Consider the following 17,003-nt stretch of genomic DNA (forward strand, 5'->3'; position numbering starts at 1 on the left):
TGGGGCCGCTAGCCGCTGTGACAAGCGCCTGGCTTGACGCTGGCCAACCGCCCGTCAACGCCATAAGACCCCCCGCATGCGTATCGCCAGCTTCAACATCAACGGGATCAAGGCGCGCCTGCCGCGTCTGAAAGAATGGCTCGAGGAAACCCGGCCCACCGTCGCCTGCCTGCAGGAAATCAAGACGATGGACGAAGGCTTTCCCGCCGAGGAGTTCGAGAGCATCGGCTATAAGGCCATCTGGCATGGTCAGAAGAGCTTCAACGGCGTCGCTATCCTCGCCGACGGGGTTGAACCGTTGGAAACCCAGCGCGGCCTGCCCGGCGATCCCGAGGACGAACAATCACGCTATCTCGAGGCGGAAGTGAACGGCGTCCGCGTGGCGTCGATCTACCTGCCCAATGGCAACCCGCAACCGGGGCCGAAATTCGATTACAAGCTGGCCTGGATGAAACGGCTGCGCGCGCATGCGGCGACGCTGTGGGCGCAGGAAATCCCGACTGCACTGGCCGGCGATTACAATGTCATCCCCGAAGACAAGGATGTCTGGTCGGTGCGCGCGATGGCGAGCGACGCGCTGATGCAGCCCGAATCGCGCGATGCCTATGCCCGGCTACTGGGTGACGGCTGGACCGACGCGCTCGATACGCTCAATCCGCGCGGGGGCGTGTGGACCTATTGGGACTATAAGGCGGGCGCATGGCAGCGCGACCACGGGTTCCGCATCGACCACCTGCTGCTGTCCCCCGAGCTAGCCGTACGGTTGCAGGCAGCGGGCGTGGACAAGGAGCATCGCGGGCGCGAAAAGGCCAGCGATCATGCACCGGTCTGGGTCGACGTGCGCGACTAGCCGGTGCAGATCGAAAAGGGGCCCCCGCTCGCGCGAAGGCCCCTTCCCAAATAGACTTGCCTCAGCGGTAGAAGACGTGCGTGTCGATCGTCGCGAGCGCTACCTTGCGGCGGCTCCAGCTGGGCCGGACGTAGTTCGCGTGGAAGTACAGCGCATCGCTTGCTTCGCTGTCCCACAGGCCGCGGTGGGCGATGCGGGCAATGGCATGCGCACGCTGCCAGGCGCGCGAGCCGGTCTTGATCCGCGGCATACGGCCATGTTTGACGAAAGAGAATTGCGCGCGCTGGTAGACGACGCTGCAATAGCTCGACGGGAAACGGCGGTCTTCGGCGCGGTTGATGATCACCTGCGCAACCGCCAGCTGGCCGTCGAGCGGTTCGCCGCGCGATTCGAAATAGACCGCCCCGGCGAGGCACTGGAGTTCGTCGGAAAGCTGGCTGCCAGCGGGCATGGCGGCGACGAGCTCGCGCAGGCTGTCTGCCTGCGGTGCCGCGTCGGCGGAATTGTCTGATACGGCTTCCGCTGCGGGAAGCTCCTGCACCACTTCCTTCTCGACGAAGACTGGCACCACTTCTTCAGTGAGCTGTGCCTCGGTGGTGATGTCTGCGGTTGCTTGCGCCGCAACCTGGGCGTTGGCGCCGGAACCTTCGGCTCCCGCAAAAGTAGTAAAGGCGATTGCCGCGATGACCGCGGTAAACCCGGTAGTCTTGAATACCATTTTTCACTGACAACTAAGCGGTTGGCGGTCTGACGCAGGCTGGGATCCATGGCGCGTTGATGGCGTCCTGAAACTTGGATCCGATACGGACCTGCCGGCCACCCCCCGTCTGCGTGCTAGCGTGTCGACCCCATTGCCGTCCTAACGCCGCCTGCGCATCGAAGCTGGCGGGCAAATAGTCGCAATTGATATTAAGTCAAGTTAACCCGCCGCCCCTGCGACGAACCGTTCTGCATTTTCGATATCCAGCTCGATAACCCAGCAGTCGGGGTCGGCGCGCCGACGCTTGGTCACGTATTCGTCAAATTCTCTTGTGTTTTCATTGTCTTGCGTGCGTGTGCAGACGAATGCGCGCGACCCGTCGAGCTGGGGCATACGCTCCCACAAGCGGGTATTTCCGCCACTTTGCGTGGTTAATACCAGCAGGGTGCCCGCGTCTTTCTCCCCCTTCTGGAGGACCATGCCAAAACCGCCCGCCCCTTCGACCGCACGGATCAGGCCCGAAACCTCGACATGGGCAGGCAGGCGCGCATCCACTATGCTCAGCCTTCGGTGAGATAGCCGGGGAGGCTCGACAGCGGGATATGCGAGCGCATGAAGGTCCCCGTTCCGCGGCCGATTTCATCGCCCTCGTCATCGACCAGCCGCGATTCGGCGACGAACACGCGTTTGCGTCCGCTAACCCAGCGCCCCTCGGCGACCACTTGTCCCACCCGCACCGGCTTGGTGAAATGCAGGTTGAACGAGGTCGTCAGCAGGAAACGGTCGGTGACGAAGGTGTTCGCAGCATAGAAACCGGCATCGTCGAGCATCTTGAAATAGATCGTGCCATGCGCCGCACCGGCAGCATGATAAACTTCTTCGGTCACATCGAAGGTGATCCGTGAGGTGCCCTCGCCGGTAATTTCCAGCCGCGAAGGAAACAGCGCATTGACCGGCGCCGAAGCATAGAGGCTCTCGAGCGCGCGATGATGGCGCTCAGCCCCGCTGGTTGCGGCCCCGGTCATTGCTACTCTCCGTCGTTCCTAGCGCGGTTCGACCCAGCCGATCGAACCGTCGTGACGGCGATAGACCATATTATGCGCGCCGCTGCCCGCATTTTTGAACAACAGCCCATTGGTGTTCTGCAGGTCAAGCAGCATTACTGCATCGGCCACGCTGCATTCGGGGATCATCGCCTTGGTCTCGGCGATCACCGGCGGGCTGTCGGCAGTCAGTTCCTCGTCATTGTCGGGTTCGGGCGCGCCGAGGATCGTATAGGCGGCCTCGGCCTCGCGCACCGCATGGGCGGCCTGTTCGTGGCGATCGTTGATCCGGCGCTTGTAACGGCGCAGCTGCTTCTCGATCTTGCTCGCCGCGGCATCGAAAGCCTGGTGGACGTCATGCGCTTCCGCATGACCCTTGAGGATCAGGCCCTGCATGACATGCGTGACGATATCGGAGGTGAACGCGCCGCCCGACCCCTTGCCGAAGGTGACATGCGAAGAGATGGCGCGGTTGAAATACTTGTCGACGATGGAGTTCAATCGATCGCCGACATGCTCCTGCAGCGCTGTGCCGGTGTCGATCTGGTGGCCGGAAACACGAATATCCATCTTGTTATTTTCTCCTTTACCGTCCCCCGTGCGGTTCCAACTCCCCGGCCCGTCCGCCGGTTTCCGCCATACCGGACATCAGCCCCACAAGGGGTTCTCGATCACGGTCATGAATTCGCGATGCCGCGCCAGTTCCGCGGCGCTGGCATGATGTGGGCGCGGTTGGCGCCGCGGCCCCGACGGGGCCTGGCGCACGGCGGGTAAATCGGCGGTTTGGACGAGTCCGGTGGAGGCGACCTCGGCCGCCAGTTCGAGGCCGATCTGCCGCCCACCCTTGAGCTCGACATAGACCTGCGCCAGCAGTTCGGCATCGAGCAGCGCGCCGTGCTTGACGCGGTGGCTGCGATCGATCCCGTAGCGCGAGCACAGCGCATCGAGCGAGAGCTTGGCCCCCGGATGCCGCTTGCGCGCCAAGGCGACGGTATCGACCATCCGGCTGGTGCAGATGGGTGCCAGTTCGCACAGCGACAACTCGGTATTGAGAAACCCGAAATCGAACCCGGCATTATGCGCCACCAGCGGCGAATCGCCGATAAATTCGAGCAGTTCTGCGGCGAGGTGGCGAAACAGCGGTTTGTCCGACAGGAATGCCGCCGACAGGCCATGTACGGCCTCGGCGCCCGAGGGCATGTCACGTTCCGGATTGAAGTAAGCGTGGTAGCTCGCGCCGGTCGGAACGAGATTCACCATCTCGATGCAGCCGATCTCGACCATCCGGTCCCCGGTCTTGGGGTCTAGGCCGGTGGTTTCGGTATCGAACACGATCTCGCGCATCACCACTCCTATCGGCGCCGCGGGGCCAGATTACAAGGGGGTTACAGCGATTGGCGCGCGGGTACGACACCGCGCAGTTCCGCGATCAGCGCGAGGACCTCGTCTTCGGTCTCTTCGACCGAAGTCCCGGTGTCGATGATGTGGTCCGCGCGCGCGCGTTTTTCCGAATCGGGGGTCTGCAGTTCGAGAATATGCGCGAACTTTTCTTCGGTCGTTCCGGGGCGGGCCAGCACGCGGCGGCGTTGGGCTTCGGCGGGGGCGGAGACGACCACCACGCGGTCGACCGCTTCGGCGCCGCCTTTCTCGAACAAGAGCGGGATATCGAACACCACCAGCGGCGCGCCGGCATGTTCGATCAGGAACGCCTCGCGCTGCGCCGCCACCGCGGGATGGACGATCGCTTCGAGCCGCGCCAATTCCTGCGGATTGCCGAACACCAGCGCACCGAGTTTCTCCCGCGAGACGCCGCCTGCATCGGTACTCCCCGGAAAGGCAGCTTCGATTGCCGGCACCAGCGCACCGCCGGGGCCCTGCATCGCGCGCACCTCGGCATCGGCATCGAATACCGGTACACCCGCCGCCTCGAACATCGCGGCGACAGTCGACTTGCCCATGCCGATGGAACCGGTGAGGCCGACGATCAGCGGGCGGGTCATGCCGCCAGCCTTTCGTGCAGCGTCGAATCGTATTCACGGGGCGGGGCCACACCGAAGAAATGTTCGAACGCCGCCGCAGCCTGGCCGATCAGCATGGCGAACCCGTCGATGGTCTGGAACCCGGCGGCGCGGGCATTTTCCAGAAATGGCGTAGCGACCGGATCGGTAACGATATCATAGGCGATCGAGCCCGGTGGGGCATGGCTCCAGTCGAAGGCGAGGGCGGGCTGGCCGCGCATGCCAAGCGGCGAGGCGTTGACGACCAGGTCGCAGCATCCCTCGCGATCATCGAAGGCGAAATCGGTCGCTTGCGCGAAATGGTCGAGCGGCGCGACATGGTGTTCGCCGTCGGGATCGAGTTCCTCCAGCAGTGCGCGCGCCTTGTCGGTATTGCGACCGGCAAGCACGATGCGAAACCCTTCGCGCGCCAGTCCGGTCACGATCGCGCGCGCGGCACCGCCGGTACCCAGCACGCGCGCCATGCGGAAATAGTGCTGCTCGCCAAGCCGCTGCGCCAACGGCTCGAGGAACCCGGCGACATCGGTATTGCGTCCGACCAGCCGGCCGTCGGGGGCCTTCACGACCGTATTGACCGCACCGACGCGCTTCGCCAGCGGTTCGAGCCGGTCGAGCATCGGCATGATGGCCTGTTTGTGCGGCATGGTGACATTGCATCCGCGCCAGGCGGCGTCCTCGCGGCGCACGGCGAGATAGTCCTCCAGCCCCGCAGCTTCGACACGCGTGGCACGGTATTCCGCATCGAGCCCGAGCTTCTCGATCCACAGCCCGTGGATGACGGGCGATTTAGACTGGGCGATCGGATCGCCGATGACTTCGACATAGTTGGTCACGAAGCGAGCGCCCCTTCGCCGCGCAGCGCATCGAGGACCTGCAGCAGAGGCATACCAAGCACGGTGAACTGGTCGCCCGCAATGCTCTCGAACAATTGCACGCCGGGCCCCTCGATACGGAACACGCCGACGCAATAGGATACGGCGGGCCATTCGGCATCGAGATAGGCGGCGATAAAGTCCTCGCTGAGGTCGCGTACGCGCAGCCGCGCAAAATCGGAGCCGACCCAGACGATCTGCCCCCCGCGCGCAAGCGCCGCTGCGCTGTGCAGCGTCATTGCTTTGCCCGAGAAGAACCGCAAATGTTCGGCCGCATTGTCGCGGTTGGCCGGTTTGTCGAAGCGTCTGCCGTCGACCTCGACCAGAGAATCCGAACCCAGCACCAGCGCATCGGGCCGCGCGGCGGATAGGGCTGCCGCCTTGGCCGCGGCCAGCGCCTGCGCGATCTCGGCAGGCTCGGCGCCCTCCATCTCGGCTTCGAGCGCGCGTTCGTCGACCGCGGCACCTTCGGCTTCGAAAGCAATCCCCGCCGCCTCCAGCATCGCCTTGCGTGATGCGCTGTTCGAGGCGAGCACGATCCCGCTACCACCAAGGTCACTCATATCGGTTTGGATCCCTGCGAACTGCCACTCGCCGAACGCTCGTTATACAACCGGATCACCGCGGCGGCGGTTTCCTCGATCGAGCGGCGCGTCACGTCGATCACCGCCCAGCCATTGTCGGCGAACATCCGCCGGGCGAACTTGACCTCGCCCTTGACCCGCTCGCCATCGACATAGTCGGTCTCGCGTTCCTCATTGAGCGTAAGCAGGCGGTTGCGGCGGATCTGCACCAGCCGTTCGGGCGCGGTGGTCAGGCCGACGATCATCGGGTGCTTGAGTTCGAACAGCTTGGGCGGCGGCGGACTTTCGACCACCAGCGGGATGTTGGCGACCTTGTAGCCGCGATTGGCCAGATAGATGCTCGTCGGGGTTTTCGAGCTGCGGGATACGCCCGCCAGCAGGATATCGGCCTCTTCCCATTCTTCCCAGCCGATCCCGTCGTCATGCGCGATGGTGAACTGAATCGCCTCGACCCGGTTGAAATAGGCCTGGTCCATTGCGTGCTGGCGCCCCGGCCGGCCATGCGCTTCCTGGCCCAGCGCTTTTTCGAGCGCTTCGGTCACCCGGTCGAGAATCGGAACCGCGGGCAGGCCCAGCTGGGTGCAGGCCTCCTCCAGCCGGTTGCGCGTATCGGGATTGACCAGCGTGAACAGGACGAGGCCCGGATTGTCCTTGAGTTCGGGCAGGATCCGCTCGAGATGCTGGCGGCTGCGGACCATCGGCCAGAAATGCCTTATGACATCGGCATCCTCGAATTGCGCAAGCGCCGCCTTGGCGAGCATTTCGAGCGTTTCGCCGGTGGAATCGGACAGCAGATGGAGATGGACGCGGTTGGCGATGGCGAGGTCCTGCGGCCTGTGGAGAACGGGGGCATAAACCACGGGAGAAAGCTGGCGACAAGTTCGGGAGCAAAAACCCTCCCCGAAACGAGTCCTTCACGGGCCGATTCCCGCACACCAAATTCGAGTTTTGCGCAGGGGTGGGCATAGCAGGGATAAGTTTGACTCGACTCACAGTCAGCGGCGAGTCGGCAACCGGCCTCGACCCTTTGCAGCGCGGGAGAAATCGGGCAGGGGCCACTTATCCCTGAAATCCACAGGGCCAACAGACACCTACAACCTCTTTATAAATACTATTATTTATTAGATTGGACTCAGAGATGCCCGGTCTCCTGCTCGATACGCTGAACGGCAAACGTGCCGATCGCGTGCCCCTCTGGCTCATGCGCCAGGCGGGTCGCTATCTGCCCGAATACCGGGCGTTACGCGCCGAAAAGGGCGGATTTCTCGCGCTGGCCTATGACAGCGAAGCGGCCTGCGAGATCACCTTGCAGCCGATCGACCGCTTCGGCTTCGACGGGGCGATCCTGTTTTCCGATATCCTGATCGTCCCGCATGCGCTGGGGCAGCATCTCGAGTTTCTCGCAGGCGAGGGGCCGAAGCTGTCACCCCCGCTGGTCGATGCCGCGCTGGCGGGGCTGACCCCCGACAAGGGACGCTACGAGCCGATCTACCAGACCGTGCGGCTATGCCGCGAGCGGTTGTCCGACGACGTGACCATGCTTGGCTTTGCCGGGAGCCCATGGACCGTTGCAACCTACATGGTGGCGGGCGAAGGCAGCCGCGATCAGCACGAGGCGCGCGCGATGGCCTATCGCGATCCGGCCAAGCTCGACGCCATTCTCGAAGCCATCACCAGCGAGACGATCAGCTATCTCTCCGGCCAGATCGAGGCGGGCGCCGAAGCGGTCCAATTGTTCGACAGCTGGGCAGGAAGCCTGGCCCCCGATGAATTCGAGCGCCTGGTGATCGCCCCCAATGCGCGGATCGTCGCGGCCCTTCGCGAACGCCATCCGGCGACCCCGATCATCGGATTTCCCAAGGGTGCAGGCGAGAAACTGCCCGCCTATGCCCGCGAGACTTGCGTGCAGGCTGTCGGCGTGGACGAGACGGTCGATCCCGCATGGGCCGCCCGCGAACTGCCCCGCGACATGCCGGTCCAGGGAAATTTCGATCCCCTACTGCTGCTGGCGGGAAGCGATCGGCTGGAACAGCGTGCACGCTACATCCTCGAGTGTTTTGCCGACCGCCCGCATGTCTTCAATCTCGGTCACGGGATCGACCGCCGGACGCCAATCGCGCATGTCGAGCGGCTGCTCGCGACCGTGCGCGGTTTCAAGGGGTGACGCAGGCGTGCGCGCAGCCTACATAACCCGGCGATGCAGGACGTATTGGCGATGACCTATCTGTGGCTCAAGGCCGGGCACATCATTTTTATGGTGTTCTGGATGGCGGGGCTGTTCATGCTGCCGCGGCAGATGATCTACCTGCACCCGGCGACCGAAGGCTCCGCGGAAGCGGGTCTGTGGGGGAAGCGGATGGGTCTGCTGCGCAAGGTCATCCTGACCCCCAGCCTGATCGTCGTGTGGGTGCTCGGGCTGTTGTTGGCGATGACCATCGGCGCATGGGACCAGGGCTGGTTCCATGCCAAGCTGCTGTTCGTCCTGCTGCTGACCGCGTTTCACGGGATCATGGTTGCGCGGTCGAAAAAGATGGTCGCGGGCGAACGTCCGATGACCGAGAAGCAGCTGCGCATCTGGGGCGAATTTCCCGGGATCGCGCTGGCGATCATCGTCGTGCTGGTGATCGTCAAACCCTTCTGAGCGATCGGCCCGTCGCATTGCCGATTGACGGCCCCGCAGCGCCGCCGTAATTGCATCCCACCTACCGGCTACAGGTCCCGCGCACAGACGGGACCGGGTCTGCTTTCCCCAAGCCCAGTCCTGCGCCCGTCGAAGGACCCACCGACCTGCCGGCCATCCAACCGATTACCGAGTAAAAGTTATGCATCTCAAGGATTTGAAAGAGAAAACCCCGGCAGACCTGGTCGCGATGGCCGAAGAACTGGGGGTCGAGGGTGCCTCGACCATGCGGCGGCAGGACCTGATGTTCTGCATTTTGCGCGAGCTCGCCGAAGACGAAGAATACGAAGAAAAGATCATGGGGATCGGCACCATCGAAGTGCTGCAGGACGGTTTCGGCTTCCTGCGCAGCCCCGAGGCAAACTATCTTGCCGGCCCCGATGATATCTACGTCTCGCCCAACCAGGTCCGCAAATGGGGCCTGCGTACCGGGGACACGGTCGAGGGCGAGATCCGCGCACCGCGCGAAGGCGAGCGCTATTTTGCGCTGACGACGCTCTACAAGGTCAATTTCGACGATCCCGACGCGGTTCGCCACCGGACCAATTTCGACAATCTCACGCCGCTGTATCCCGACGAGAAGCTGTCGCTCGACACGCTCGACCCGACGGTCAAGGACAAGTCGGCACGGGTGATCGACATCATCAGCCCGCAGGGCAAGGGCCAGCGCGCGCTGATCGTCGCCCCGCCGCGCACGGGTAAGACCGTGCTGCTGCAGAATATCGCCAAGGCGATCACCGACAACCACCCCGAGGTCTTCCTGCTGGTCCTGCTCGTCGACGAGCGCCCCGAGGAAGTCACCGACATGCAGCGCAGCGTGAAGGGCGAGGTTATCTCCTCGACCTTCGACGAGCCTGCCAACCGCCATGTGCAGGTCGCCGAAATGGTGATCGAGAAGGCCAAGCGCCTGGTCGAGCACAAGCGGGACGTCGTGATCCTGCTCGATTCGATCACCCGCCTCGGGCGCGCCTACAACACCGTGGTGCCCAGCTCGGGCAAGGTGCTGACCGGCGGTGTCGATGCCAATGCGCTGCAGCGTCCCAAGCGCTTCTTCGGCGCGGCCCGTAACATCGAGGAGGGCGGCTCGCTGTCGATCATCGCCACCGCGCTGATCGATACCGGCAGCCGCATGGACGAAGTGATTTTCGAAGAGTTCAAGGGCACCGGCAACAGCGAAATCGTGCTCGACCGCAAGGTCGCCGACAAGCGTATCTTCCCCGCGCTCGACGTGGGCAAGAGCGGTACCCGCAAGGAAGAGCTGCTGGTCGAGAAGGACAAGCTCTCGAAGATGTGGGTCCTGCGCCGTATCCTCATGCAGATGGGCACGATTGACGCGATGGAATTCCTGCTCGACAAGATGAAGGATTCCAAGACCAACGAAGACTTCTTCGCGACGATGAACCAGTAAGGGTTCGCGCGCGATGCCCGTTCAGAGAGCTGCCATCACAGGGGCTCCCGGGGCGGGCAAGTCGACCCTGCTGGCGGAGCTTTCCCGCCGCGGCGTGACTACGGTCGAGGAAGTCGCGCGGACGATCCTCAGATCCGCAGGCGGCATGGCGCTGCGCGAAGAGGATCCGCTCGCCTTCGCCGATGCAATGCTCTCGGCGCAACTGGCGGCGTGGGACGAGACGCAGGCCGACGGACCGGTCGTGTTCGACCGCGGCTTCCCCGATATTGCCGGTTTCCTGCGGGTCGAGGGACTCCCCGTCTCCGGCGCGATTGCGCGGGCCTGCGAGGAATATCGTTTCGACGGGCCGATCTTTCGCGCGCCGCCGTGGCGCGCGATCTACACGCCCGATGATGAGCGAATCCAGGATTGGCAGGAAGCCATTGCCAGCGACCGGGCCGTGTGCGGGGCCTGGCGCGACCATGGCTATGCGTTGATCGACCTGCCCCTGGTCCCCGCCGAGGAGCGCGCGTCGTTCATTCTCGCGCGCCTATGACGCCTTCATGCGCTCCAGCATGGCGCCCATTTGCTCCCAGACCTTGTTCACGGCCTTCAGCGGCCGCACCATGACTTTGAAGTCGACGATCATGCCGTCTTGATCGAAGCGGATGAGATCGATGCCATTGACCTCGATACCGTCCATCTCGGTCTTGAACTCAATCATCGCATTCTCGCCGTCGACCAGTTCGCGGACATATTCGAAGCTGTCGTTGCCGAGCGTCTGTCCTGCGGCGGACAGATAGGCCACCACGATCGGGCGGCCGCGCTGCGGCGTATGGACGACGGGCGAATGAAACACCGCGTCTTCGTGGATGATCGCCGCCAGCGCTTCGGGCGAATTGCCGTTTTCGACCACCTCGTGCCAGCGTTTCAAACCCTGTTCCGCCGTCATACTGCCTCCGCAAATGTATCCGCCCGTGCGGCGGCCCAGGCCTTGGCATAGGGCGTGCTTTCGGGGGAGTCGAGCAACTGGCCGGGCTCGAGGAAGCGATGGATGTGGTCGAGGCTGTCCGACTGGGCGCTGTTCTGGCGCTCGGAGATATGCGCCGGCGTAATCTGCCACGGATTGTCGAGCCCCATCGCAACGATCATTTCACGGAAGGAATGCAGCGTGTGGCGCTGGAAGCGCGCGACACGTTCGGCCTTTTCCATCGGTACCAGACCCCGTTGCCGCGTCGCGTCCTGCGTCGCCACGCCGGTCGGACACATGTCGTTATGGCATTTCATCGACTGAACGCAGCCCAGCGCGAACATGAAGGCGCGTCCGGCATTGCACCAGTCGGCGCCCAGTCCGAAATTCATTGCCATTCCCGCACCCGAATGCACCATGCCCGCAGCAACCAGTTTGACCTCAGGCTTCAGCCCGCTGCCGACCAGCGCATTGCGCATGAGGATAAGCCCCTCGCGCAGCGGCATTCCGACGCGGTTGGAGAATTCGACCGGAGCGGCCCCAGTGCCCCCTTCGGCACCGTCGACGACGATGTAATCGAGCGTGATGCCCGTCTCGTGCATGGCCTTCATCAGTGCGAAGACCTCATGCGGCTTGCCGACGCATAATTTGACCCCCACCGGCTTGCCGCCCGACAGTTCACGCAGCTGTGCGGCCCATTCGAGCATCTGGATCGGGGTCGAGAAGGTGGAATGCGCGGGGGGCGAGATGCAATCGCTCCCCACCGGGACCCCGCGCGCTGCGGCGATCTCTTCGGTCACCTTGCTGCCGGGCAGGACCCCGCCATGGCCGGGCTTGGCGCCCTGGCTGAGCTTGATCTCGACCATCTTGACCTGTTCGCCGCGGGCGCTTTCGGCAAAGCGGTCGGGATCGAACGCGCCGTCCTCGGTCCGGCAGCCGAAATAACCGCTGCCGATTTCCCAGACGAGGTCGCCGCCATGCGAGCGGTGATAGCGCGAGATGCCGCCTTCGCCGGTATCGTGGTAGAAATTCCCCGCAGCGGCCCCCTTGTTGAGCGCCATGATCGCATTGGCCGACAAGGAGCCGAAGCTCATCGCCGAGATATTGAGCAGGGACGCGGAATAGGGCCGGGTGCATTGCCGGCTGCCGACATCCACGCGCCATTCGGAGGGTGCCTGGGCATTGGGCGCCATGGAATGGGCGAGCCATTCATACTCGTCCGAATAGACGTCCAGCTCGGTCCCGAAGGGATGCGAATCGAGCTGGCCCTTGGCCCTGGCATATACCAGCGCGCGCTGCTGGTGGTTGAAGGGGCGGCCTTCCAGATCGCCCTCGACCAGATAGGCACGCGCATAGGGGCGCAAATCCTCCATGATCCAGCGGACATGCGCGAGCAGCGGATAATTGCGCCACAGCGTATGCCGCCGCTGGAAGAAGTCGTAGAGCGCCAGCAGCAGCAGCGGGATGGTGAATACCAGCCCCCAGCGCAGCCAGTCGACCATGACGAACAGCGCGGTCAGCAGCGCCACCACCAGCGTGGGCCCGAACCGCATGAACAGTTCGGAAGAACTGCGGATATGCGCCTTGTTCTGCATCAGCCGAGGTGCTTGGCGAAGAACTCCGCACTGCGGCTATCGGCCAGTTGCGCGGCCTCTTCCGATCGCCGCTTGCCGAATTCGGTGGCGAAGCCGTGGTCGAGCCCCTCGTAATTGTGGAGCGTGACCTTCGGATGGTTGTCCAGCCCGGCATGCATGGCCTTTTGTGTATCCTTGTCGACGAACCCGTCTTCGGTCGGGATATGCAGCATCAGCGGGTGCGCGATGGCATGCTTCTCGTCGAGCAGGCCGTCGATCCCCACGCCGTAATAGCCGACGCTGGCGTCCACATCGGTGCGCGCGGCGGTCATAAAGGCGAGGCGGCCGCCGAGGCAGTATCCGACGCAGCCGACCTTGGGCACACCCTCCTCGCGGCGGATATGGTGGATTGTGGCCTCGATATCGCGGATGCCCTGGTCCTGGTTGAACTTGCCCATAAGATCGAGCGCGCGCTGGAACTCGGGCTCGACGTCGGGGTCGAGTTCGACCCCGGGCTCGAGCCGCCAGAACAGGTCGGGTGCGACCGCGAGATAGCCTTCGTCGGCCAGCTTGTCGCATTTGCGGCGGATGCCCGCATTCACGCCGAAGATCTCCTGGATCACGAGAATGGCGGCCTTGGGCGTCTTCGCCGGGCGCGCGACATAGGCAGTAAACGTTTCGTTGCCGGACAGGGCGGAGATGGTGACGGTTTCGCTCATGGACGGGGCTCCCTCGCTTCGATTGGTGTCTTATGCTTGCATGACGCGTGATGCGGACCCAGATAGGGTCTTGCAAGCCATAACGGAGGAAGCGCGATGAAGGTCCATATCGAAATCGATTGCACGCCCGATGAGGCGCGGACCTTCATGGGCCTTCCCGATGTCGGCAAGGCGAATGCAGTCTATGTCGACATGATGTCCAAGGCGATGAAGGGCGTGAACAACAACGAACAGCTGCAGGAATACGCCAAGCAGCTTGCGCCGATGGGGCAGGCGGGTTTCAAGCTGTTCCAGAGTTTCATGGAAGGCACCAATGCCTCGCGCTCGTCTTCGCCGGACAAGACGCCCGCCGACGACTAGGAGCGCCCGCGCGCGATGGAAGATACGATTTTCGCCCTGTCGAGCGGGGCACCGCCGGCGGCGATCGGTGTCATCCGGATAAGCGGACCCGAGGCGGGCGATGCGCTGGCCGCGCTGGCGGGCGATCTCCCCCCCGCGCGCTCGCCGCGCGTGCGGACCTTGCGTGATTGCGCGGGCGAGCCGCTCGATGTCGCCTTGGTGCTGTGGTTTCCCGGGCCTGCTACCGCCACGGGCGAAGATCTGGCCGAAATTCACTGTCATGGGGGCCGCGCGGTCGTCGCCGCGATCGCGGCTGCTCTCGGGCGACTGGAAGGCCTGCGCGAAGCGGAGGCGGGTGAATTTACTCGCCGGGCTTTCAGCAATGGCCGGATCGATCTCGCGGAGGCCGAGGGGCTTGCGGATCTGCTTGCAGCTGAAACCGACTTGCAACGCAAGGGGGCGCTGCTTTCGGCGGGCGGCGCGCTATCCCGGCAGATCGAGAGCTGGCGCGAGCAGATACTTGGTCTCGCGGCCTCGGTGGAAGCGGTGATCGATTTCGCCGACGAGGAAGATGTGGCGGGTTTGCCGGCATCCTTTGAAGGAAAAATTGGCGATCTCGCGGTAGAGATGCGGCGGATCGCCGGGCAGCCCGCGGCTGAACGCCTGCGCGACGGCATTCGAGTCGTCCTCGCCGGACCACCGAATGCGGGTAAATCATCACTTTTCAATGCGTTGCTGGCCGACGATGCGGCTATCGTGACCGCTGAGGCGGGGACGACACGCGATGTGCTGGAACGGCCAATTGCGATCGGCGGGGTGCCATTCGTCCTCGTCGATACGGCGGGTATACGCGAGGAAGGGACGGGCATGATCGAGGAGATCGGCATCGCCCGCGCACGCCGCGCGGTGGACCAAGGGCAGATCGTGCTGTGGCTAGGTGAGCCCGGCCAGGCACCCGCCGGGTCGATCCAGGTCAATTCGAAAAGCGACCTCGAGAGCTGCCCCGGCGCCGAGGGCCTGAAAGTATCGGCTGTAACCGGTGCCGGAGTTGGCGAGTTGCTCGAACATCTGGTGGCCTTGGGCAAGGAGGCGCTTCCGCCTGTCGACCAGGTCGGGTTCAACCGCCGGCAGACGGAATGGGCCGTCGCCGCGGCTGAGCATCTGGAAGCAGTGGACGTCGCGGGTGATCTGCTCGTGATAGCGGAGAACCTGCGGAGCGCGAGACGCGCGCTCGATCGGCTGGTGGGTCGCGATTCAACGGAAGAGATGCTCGACGCGCTATTTGGCCGCTTTTGCATCGGCAAGTAGTGTTTCACGTGAAACATGCACTTTGACGCAAGTCCGGGCGAAGGCTAAGGCGCGCCTCCAATGCAAACCTTCGATGTCCTTGTAGTCGGCGGCGGTCACGCCGGTGTCGAGGCGGCCTGTGCGGCCGCCCGCATGGGCGCGCGCACGAGCCTGGTCAGCCTCGACCTCGATAAAATCGGCGCGATGAGCTGCAATCCGGCGATCGGTGGGCTGGGGAAGGGCCATCTGGTGCGTGAGGTCGACGCGCTCGATGGCGTCATCGGCCGCGCTGCAGACGCGGCTGCAATTCACTACCGAATGCTCAACCGCTCGAAGGGGAGCGCCGTCTGGGGCCCGCGTGTGCAGGCGGATCGCCAGCTGTTCCATGATGCGGTCCAGTCGATTGTAGAATCGCTGCCGCGGCTCGATCTGATTGCAGGCGAGGTGGCCGCGCTCCGGTTCGCCGGAAATCGTGTCGCGGGGCTGGAACTGGCGGACGGCACTGCTCTTGGTGCGAAGGCCGTTGTCCTGTGCACCGGGACATTTCTCGGCGGTATTCTCTACCGGGGCGAAGAGCGTTTCGAAGGTGGCCGGATCGGCGAGGGGGCGGCGCACCGGCTGGCGGCGCAATTGCGCGAGGCGGATTTGCCGATGGGGCGGCTCAAGACCGGCACCCCGCCGCGCCTCGACGGGCGCACCATCGACTGGGCCGCGCTCGAGGAACAACCCTCCGACCGCGAAGCCTGGACGATGAGCTCGCTCACTAGCGAGCGATGCAATCCGCAGATATTCTGCGCCATCACGCGGACCAACGAGCGCGCGCACGATATCATCCGCGCCAATCTCGACCGGTCGCCGTTATTCTCCGGCGCAATCGGCGCCGCCGGTCCGCGGTATTGCCCGTCGATCGAAGACAAGATTCATCGCTTCGGCGACCGCGAAGGGCATCAGGTCTTCCTCGAACCCGAGGGGCTGGCTACCGAGCTGGTCTATCCCAACGGGATTTCCACCTCGCTCCCGGTCGATGTCCAGCTCGCCATGCTGCGCGAGATGGATGGCTTGGGCCGTGTCGAGATGGCGGTGCCCGGCTATGCAGTGGAGTACGATCATATCGATCCGCGGGCGCTCAGTTCGGGGCTGGAACTGGGTGCTATCCCGGGCCTGTATTGCGCTGGGCAGATCAACGGCACGACGGGGTACGAAGAGGCCGCAGCGCAGGGACTGATGGCGGGAATGCATGCCGCCTCGACAGTGCTGGGCGTTGCCCCCGCACCGCTAGACCGGGCGAATTCCTATATCGCGGTCATGCTCGACGATCTCACGCTGCAGGGAATCACCGAACCGTATCGCATGCTGACCTCGCGGGCCGAATACCGCCTGCGCCTGCGCGCAAGCAACGCCGACACAAGGCTCACGCCGCTGGGTGTTGCTTGTGGCCTGGTCGGGGAAGGGCGGCGGGAATGGTATGCCCGGCGCGAGGACCGGCGGAACCGTTACGCCGAGCGCTTTGCGACCCCGATCCATTCCAAGGTCCTGTCCGACGCGGGGTTTCACGTGAAACGTGACGCGGGTCCGCGCCCGGCCGCGGAATGGCTGGGAGGCGGTCATGCCACTCTCGAAACGCTGGCGCCGTGGATGGAGGGCGTCGATCCCGCCGATCCGCTCGCGGTGGAGATGGCCGAGGATGCGTTTTACGCCCCCTATCTTGCCCGCCAGCGCGCCGAGCTCGCCGATCTGCGCAGTAGCGAGGCGCAGAACCTGCCGCGTGACTTCCCCTTCGCCGATGTCCCGGGCCTTTCCAACGAGATGATCGAGCGACTGTTGCTTGCTCGCCCCGAATCGCTGGCAGCGGCGGGTCGCATCCGCGGGATCACCCCGGCGGCGCTGGCTGCGCTGCTGGTGCATGCCCGCAAGCTGGACCGCGCCGCATGATTTCCTCGGAGAGCGATGCGCGTGCCTTTGTCGCCGGTATGTGCGACG

At 64.2% G+C, this 17,003-nt stretch carries 20 protein-coding genes; 8 read left to right on the top strand and 12 right to left on the bottom strand.

Going from position 1 to position 17,003, the window contains the following annotated elements:
• The first annotated feature begins 76 nt into the window (after positions 1-76).
• Positions 77-850 (top strand): exodeoxyribonuclease III, encoded by a 774-nt coding sequence (xth, locus tag VWN43_RS14455; RefSeq protein WP_320181255.1) that lies wholly within the window; start codon positions 77-79, stop codon positions 848-850.
• Positions 851-911: 61 nt separating this feature from the next.
• Here xth and VWN43_RS14460 read toward each other — a convergent pair whose 3' ends face one another.
• From VWN43_RS14460 to VWN43_RS14500, 9 genes are all read right to left on the bottom strand, one after another.
• Entirely contained in the window at positions 912-1,568 is a 657-nt protein-coding gene (locus VWN43_RS14460; RefSeq protein WP_253521017.1) for a cell wall hydrolase, read from the bottom strand.
• A 201-nt stretch (positions 1,569-1,769) separates the two neighbouring features.
• Positions 1,770-2,105 carry a DUF1491 family protein gene (locus tag VWN43_RS14465; RefSeq protein ID WP_320181254.1) on the bottom strand — a complete coding sequence of 112 codons (336 nt, stop codon included), beginning with the start codon at positions 2,103-2,105 and terminating at the stop codon, positions 1,770-1,772.
• Between the two features lie 5 nt (positions 2,106-2,110).
• Entirely contained in the window at positions 2,111-2,575 is a 465-nt protein-coding gene (locus tag VWN43_RS14470; protein ID WP_253521010.1) for a PaaI family thioesterase, read from the bottom strand.
• A gap of 18 nt (positions 2,576-2,593) precedes the next feature.
• A complete protein-coding gene (gene hpf, locus VWN43_RS14475) occupies positions 2,594-3,163 on the bottom strand; it encodes a ribosome hibernation-promoting factor, HPF/YfiA family (RefSeq protein WP_253521007.1) in 570 nt (189 codons plus the stop codon).
• Positions 3,164-3,241: 78 nt separating this feature from the next.
• Positions 3,242-3,937: a DNA polymerase III subunit epsilon gene (gene dnaQ, locus VWN43_RS14480; RefSeq protein WP_320181253.1), complete on the bottom strand. Its 696-nt coding sequence runs from the start codon at positions 3,935-3,937 to the stop codon at positions 3,242-3,244.
• A gap of 41 nt (positions 3,938-3,978) precedes the next feature.
• On the bottom strand, positions 3,979-4,593 hold the full coding sequence (gene coaE / locus VWN43_RS14485) for a dephospho-CoA kinase (protein WP_320181252.1): 615 nt from the start codon (positions 4,591-4,593) through the stop codon (positions 3,979-3,981).
• Positions 4,590-5,444 (bottom strand): shikimate dehydrogenase, encoded by an 855-nt coding sequence (gene aroE, locus VWN43_RS14490; protein WP_320181251.1) that lies wholly within the window; start codon positions 5,442-5,444, stop codon positions 4,590-4,592. The genes coaE and aroE overlap by 4 nt, the downstream gene beginning before the upstream one ends.
• Positions 5,441-6,046: a Maf family protein gene (locus tag VWN43_RS14495; RefSeq protein WP_253520995.1), complete on the bottom strand. Its 606-nt coding sequence runs from the start codon at positions 6,044-6,046 to the stop codon at positions 5,441-5,443. Before VWN43_RS14495 ends, aroE begins: the two co-directional genes overlap by 4 nt.
• Positions 6,043-6,828, bottom strand: coding sequence for a pyruvate, water dikinase regulatory protein (locus VWN43_RS14500; RefSeq protein WP_253523060.1), 786 nt, complete (start codon positions 6,826-6,828; stop codon positions 6,043-6,045). The genes VWN43_RS14495 and VWN43_RS14500 overlap by 4 nt, the downstream gene beginning before the upstream one ends.
• Positions 6,829-7,205: 377 nt before the next feature.
• On the opposite strand from VWN43_RS14500, the gene hemE reads away from it, so the two are divergent.
• From hemE to VWN43_RS14520, 4 genes are all read left to right on the top strand, one after another.
• Positions 7,206-8,231, top strand: coding sequence for a uroporphyrinogen decarboxylase (gene hemE, locus VWN43_RS14505; RefSeq protein ID WP_320181250.1), 1,026 nt, complete (start codon positions 7,206-7,208; stop codon positions 8,229-8,231).
• 33 nt (positions 8,232-8,264) lie between these two features.
• Positions 8,265-8,708, top strand: coding sequence for a CopD family protein (locus VWN43_RS14510; protein WP_253520990.1), 444 nt, complete (start codon positions 8,265-8,267; stop codon positions 8,706-8,708).
• Positions 8,709-8,889: 181 nt separating this feature from the next.
• Positions 8,890-10,155, top strand: coding sequence for a transcription termination factor Rho (gene rho, locus VWN43_RS14515; RefSeq protein ID WP_253520987.1), 1,266 nt, complete (start codon positions 8,890-8,892; stop codon positions 10,153-10,155).
• Positions 10,156-10,168: 13 nt separating this feature from the next.
• On the top strand, positions 10,169-10,690 hold the full coding sequence (locus tag VWN43_RS14520) for an AAA family ATPase (RefSeq protein WP_320181249.1): 522 nt from the start codon (positions 10,169-10,171) through the stop codon (positions 10,688-10,690).
• Here VWN43_RS14520 and VWN43_RS14525 read toward each other — a convergent pair.
• Genes VWN43_RS14525 through VWN43_RS14535 form a run of 3 tightly spaced genes read right to left on the bottom strand, consistent with a single transcriptional unit; the run spans position 10,685 to position 13,397 of the window.
• Entirely contained in the window at positions 10,685-11,086 is a 402-nt protein-coding gene (locus VWN43_RS14525; protein WP_320181248.1) for a nuclear transport factor 2 family protein, read from the bottom strand. The genes VWN43_RS14520 and VWN43_RS14525 overlap by 6 nt on opposite strands.
• Positions 11,083-12,699, bottom strand: coding sequence for an FMN-binding glutamate synthase family protein (locus VWN43_RS14530; protein WP_420493522.1), 1,617 nt, complete (start codon positions 12,697-12,699; stop codon positions 11,083-11,085). The genes VWN43_RS14525 and VWN43_RS14530 overlap by 4 nt, the downstream gene beginning before the upstream one ends.
• Positions 12,699-13,397 (bottom strand): dienelactone hydrolase family protein, encoded by a 699-nt coding sequence (locus VWN43_RS14535; RefSeq protein WP_320181247.1) that lies wholly within the window; start codon positions 13,395-13,397, stop codon positions 12,699-12,701. The genes VWN43_RS14530 and VWN43_RS14535 overlap by 1 nt, the downstream gene beginning before the upstream one ends.
• A gap of 96 nt (positions 13,398-13,493) precedes the next feature.
• On the opposite strand from VWN43_RS14535, the gene VWN43_RS14540 reads away from it, so the two are divergent.
• Genes VWN43_RS14540 through mnmG form a run of 3 tightly spaced genes read left to right on the top strand, consistent with a single transcriptional unit; the run spans position 13,494 to position 16,955 of the window.
• Positions 13,494-13,757 (top strand): DUF6489 family protein, encoded by a 264-nt coding sequence (locus VWN43_RS14540; protein WP_320181246.1) that lies wholly within the window; start codon positions 13,494-13,496, stop codon positions 13,755-13,757.
• Positions 13,758-13,772: 15 nt separating this feature from the next.
• Positions 13,773-15,044 carry a tRNA uridine-5-carboxymethylaminomethyl(34) synthesis GTPase MnmE gene (gene mnmE, locus VWN43_RS14545; RefSeq protein ID WP_320181245.1) on the top strand — a complete coding sequence of 424 codons (1,272 nt, stop codon included), beginning with the start codon at positions 13,773-13,775 and terminating at the stop codon, positions 15,042-15,044.
• 60 nt (positions 15,045-15,104) lie between these two features.
• Positions 15,105-16,955 (top strand): tRNA uridine-5-carboxymethylaminomethyl(34) synthesis enzyme MnmG, encoded by a 1,851-nt coding sequence (gene mnmG, locus VWN43_RS14550; RefSeq protein ID WP_320181244.1) that lies wholly within the window; start codon positions 15,105-15,107, stop codon positions 16,953-16,955.
• Positions 16,956-17,003 lie beyond the last annotated feature (48 nt).

The organism is Qipengyuania sp. HL-TH1, assembly GCF_036365825.1.
Taxonomy (GTDB): domain Bacteria; phylum Pseudomonadota; class Alphaproteobacteria; order Sphingomonadales; family Sphingomonadaceae; genus Qipengyuania; species Qipengyuania profunda.